Source organism: Nocardioides sp., from assembly GCF_036503465.1.
GTDB lineage: Bacteria > Actinomycetota > Actinomycetes > Propionibacteriales > Nocardioidaceae > Nocardioides.
Map to the genome: position 1 here is coordinate 1 of NZ_DASXWU010000040.1, position 3,958 is coordinate 3,958.

Annotated in this window: 4 protein-coding genes; 1 reads left to right on the top strand and 3 read right to left on the bottom strand. The window is 70.9% G+C overall.

Features of this window, described 5'->3' with window-relative positions:
* Nucleotides 1-1,353 (top strand): hypothetical protein (locus tag VGK78_RS07100; RefSeq protein ID WP_331526876.1); only part of this gene is annotated, 1,353 nt, incomplete at its 5' end.
* A 24-nt stretch (nucleotides 1,354-1,377) separates the two neighbouring features.
* Here VGK78_RS07100 and VGK78_RS07105 read toward each other — a convergent pair.
* From VGK78_RS07105 to VGK78_RS07115, 3 genes are all read right to left on the bottom strand, one after another.
* On the bottom strand, nucleotides 1,378-2,328 hold the full coding sequence (locus VGK78_RS07105) for a hypothetical protein (protein WP_331526877.1): 951 nt from the start codon (nucleotides 2,326-2,328) through the stop codon (nucleotides 1,378-1,380).
* Between the two features lie 219 nt (nucleotides 2,329-2,547).
* The gene (locus VGK78_RS07110; protein ID WP_331526878.1) at nucleotides 2,548-2,964 is read right to left on the bottom strand and encodes a hypothetical protein; all 417 of its coding nucleotides are present in this window, start codon (nucleotides 2,962-2,964) and stop codon (nucleotides 2,548-2,550) included.
* Between the two features lie 62 nt (nucleotides 2,965-3,026).
* On the bottom strand, nucleotides 3,027-3,806 hold the full coding sequence (locus VGK78_RS07115) for an enoyl-CoA hydratase/isomerase family protein (RefSeq protein ID WP_331526881.1): 780 nt from the start codon (nucleotides 3,804-3,806) through the stop codon (nucleotides 3,027-3,029).
* Nucleotides 3,807-3,958 lie beyond the last annotated feature (152 nt).

Here is a 3,958-nt window from a genome sequence, read left to right on the forward strand (position 1 = left end):
GGTCGCGAGACCGAGTTCGAGGAGATCCACGGCTATCACCTCGAGCAGGCGGTCCGCTACCGCCGCGAGCTGGGACCCCTCGACGACCACGGACGCGAGCTCGCCCACAAGGCGGCGACCAAGCTGGCCAACGCCGGTGGCCGGGCTCTGGACCGCTCCGACATGCCCGCCGCGGCGAACCTGCTCCGGCGCTCGGTCGACCTCCTCGACGAGCGCGACCCGTCCCGGCTCGAGCTCGTCCCGGACCTGTGCGAGGCGCTGATGGCGCTCTCCCGGGTCGAGGAGGCGGCCGAGCTGCTCCGATCGGCCCGCAAGGCCGCCGAGGAGGTGGGCGACCGGCGGCTCGAGGGGCGCATCAGGCTGCGCCAGCTCCACCTCGAGCTGGTGGAAGGGGAGGCCGAGGAGGAGTCGGCGCTCGCCGAGACCAAGACCCTGCTGGGCTCGCTCCTGGATCTCGGCGACCACGGCGGCGCGGCACGCGCCTGGCGCGTCCTCTCCCTCGTCCACGCCAACGCCGGTCACTACGACGACATGGCGGACGCGGCCGAGCACATGATGGAGGAGGGCGCCGCCTCGGGCGAGGACAGCCTGGTCCGCCAGGGCGCCACGGTGTACGCCGTGGCCGCGGTGGTCGGCCCGACGCCCGTGCCCGAGGCCATCCGGACCTGTGAGCGGAGCTCGGGCCAGGTCGCCGGCGACCGGTGGGGCGAGGCCATCGTCTGCGGGGCCCTGGCGCGGCTGCGGGCGATGCAGGGCGACTTCGACGAGGCGCGGGCGATGTACCGACGTGAGGTGACGCTCCTGTCCGACCTCGGCGTGAGCCGGGAGGCGGCGTCCACGTCGATCGACTCCGCGCGGGTGGAGATGCTCGCCGGTGACCTGGCTGCTGCCGAGGCCCTGCTGCGCCGCGACGACGAGCGCCTGGCCGAGCTCGGCGAGCGCTACTTCCGTTCCACCGTCGCCGGGATGCTCGGACAGGTGCTGCTGCTGCGCGGAGACCCGGCCGAGGCCGAGGGGTTCGTGGTCCTCGCCGAGGCCCTCGCCGAGGACGACGACGCGTGGAGCCAGGTGTTGTGGCGCTCCGCGCGGGCCCGCCTGCTCGCCGACACGTCCGCCGACCGTGCGCTGGAGCTGGCCCGGAGCGCTGTCGACCTGGCCGAGACCACCGCCGACCTCGAGCTGCGGGGCGACGCCTGGTCCGACCTCGGCGAGGTGCACCTGGCGACCGGCACCGTCGACGACGCCGCGCAGGCGATCGAGCACGCCCTCACGCTCTACGAGCGCAAGGGCGACGTCACCTCGACCGCCAAGACGCGTCGTCGACTCGACGAGCTGCGCCCGGCGGCCGGGTGACTCAGGCTCTGCTCAGCCCACAGCTCAGCGGATGCCCCGGATCCCGCCGTTCTGGTTGACGTACACCTTGATCTGGACGTTCGTACCGACCGGGCTCACCACGATGCAGTTCTGCAGCACGTCCGTCGTGCACTGGTCGAGCTCCACGGTCTTCCCGTTGTCGAGGACGTGCGCCACCTTGATCTGGGACAGGTTGTTCGGCGCATCGATCGCACGCACCAACAGCGTGATCGGGAAGAACGTGGCGAACTGCTGGCCGTTGTTGACGTTGACCGCCGACCACTCGCCGAACGCCTTGGAGCAGATCTTCTTGCACGTGAAGTCCACCATGGGGCCGTCCTCGGCCGTGACCACGAGGTCCGATGCGGGCGGGTCGATCTCGGTCGCCTGCTTGTTGGAGTCGCTCAGGTCGTGGTCGGTGAGGACGGGGACGTCGCTCAGGGAGAAACCGCCTGCGAAGTTCGGGTCGTCCAAGAAGGTGGTGCCGGTCTCGTTGGGGTCCATCAGCGTGTCGCCGTGGCTGGTGCCGCCGTCGCTGAAGGTGACGCCCGTGGTGTTCGCCTGGAACACCGGATCGCCGGGGTCACCCGGACCACCGTTGTCACCGGTGTCGGTGAAGTGTGAGGAGTACGCGACGACCACGGTCACCGTGTCGCCGGCGTTGAGAGCCCCGATCGTGCAGAAGAGCTGGCCCGACGGGTCAACCCCCGCGCAGCTGCCGTGATCGGTCACGGCGTACGCAGGTGCCTGCTTGGTCTTGGTGACGAGGTACAGCTGCGAGATGTTGCTCGGCCCCTTGTTCAGGATCTTGACCTGGTATCCCATGGCACTGGTCGGCCCGACCACGGGAGGCAGGTTGGTCACGTCCATCACCCAGCGCGGGGGGCTGGCGGAGGCCGGCGCGGAGGCGACGTAGGTGAGGGAGCCGGCGAGGCAGAGCGCCCCCAGGAACCGGCCGAAGGTGGTGATGCGCATGGGAAGCGCTTCCTCTCTCCGAGACGGTCCAGGAGGGAGGGCAGATCCGCGCGTTTCAGCCCGACGGCCAGCCCCCCCAGGTAGCGCGGAACACGAGCCACGCTGACAGTCCACTCAGGGGGTGTCAAGTGACGAGTCCGGGCCACGGGTCGCCGATTTCCGAGGCGGCGACGCCGACGGGGTCGGGGTGTTCGCGTCGTGGTGTGACGTGCGCGGATCTCAGGAGACGCGGCCCGTGCGTGGACGGACGATCCGCTCCACGATGCGGCCGATGATCAGCCAGACCACGGCGGCGATGCCCCAGTTCACCAGGGCGTTCTTGGTGAGCGCGGCCTGGGAGTGTCCCTTCCAATGCGCGACACCGTCGGTGCGCGAGAAGGCGCCGAAGTCCAGCTTGTCTGCGGCGTCGATGACGAACTTCACCAGCCCGTTGTCGGCGTTGGCCTTCAGGGCGATGCACAGCGCGCCCGCCGCCAGGAGCAGCGCCGCGACGGCGCAGATGATCCACACCAGCTGGGCGATGCGGGCGCGCACCATGTTCGCGACCGCCTTGGCCTGGGCCGTGCGGTCGACGCGCGTGATCTCGCGGGCCGGCTCGTCCGACTCCTCGTCGATGTGGAGCTTCCTGCGTGCCATGGCCCGAGGATCGCACAGCCGAACGTCGCCCCGCAGGACGTTGACTCGTCGGTCGACGGGTGTCAGCGGCCCTCGAACTCGGCCTTCCCCGGGCCGTTCTCGACGAACGACGTCATGCCGATCCGGCGGTCCTCTGTCGCGAACAGGGCGGCGAACTGCTGCCGCTCGATCGCGAGCCCGGTGTCCAGGTCGACCTCCAGCCCCTGGTCGATCGACTCCTTCGCCGCGCGGAGGGCGTACGTCGCCGCGTTGCGGAACTGCCGCGCCCACGCCACCGCCTCGGCGTACACCCGGTCGGCCGGGAAGACGCGATCGACGAGCCCGATCGCCAACGCCTCGTCGGCCTTCACGAACCGGCCCGTGAAGATGATGTCCTTGGCCCGGCTCGGTCCGACCAGGCGCGTCAGGCGCTGGGTGCCCCCGGCGCCGGGGATGATCCCGAGCAGGATCTCGGGCTGACCGATCGCGGCATCCTCGGCGGCGAAGCGCACGTCGGCGCACAGGGCGAGCTCGCAGCCGCCCCCGAGGGCGTAGCCGGTGATCGCGGCGACGACGGGCTTCGGGATGCGGGCGACGGCGGTGAACGAGGACTGCAGGGGGCCCGAGCGGGCGACCATGTCGACGTACGACAGGTCGGCCATCTCCTTGATGTCGGCGCCCGCGGCGAACACCTTCTCGCCGCCGTAGACCACGACCGCCTTGACGTCGTCGCGCTCGCCCGCCTCCGCCGCGGCCCCACGGATCTCCTCCTGGACCTGCCGGTTGAGGGCGTTCATCTTCGGCCGGTCGAGCCGGATGGTGCCGACCCCGTCCTCGACCTCGAGCCGCACGAACTCCGCCATCTGCTGCCTTTCGTCGAGCTGTGGGGTTTCCTCCGGCATTCTGCCGACCGTCGGCCACAATGTCGCGAGTGACCCCTGGAACCTGGCGCCACCCCGGCGAGACCGCCCCGGTGTGGCCGGGCCGCACCTGGCCGCTGGGGGCGTCGTACGAC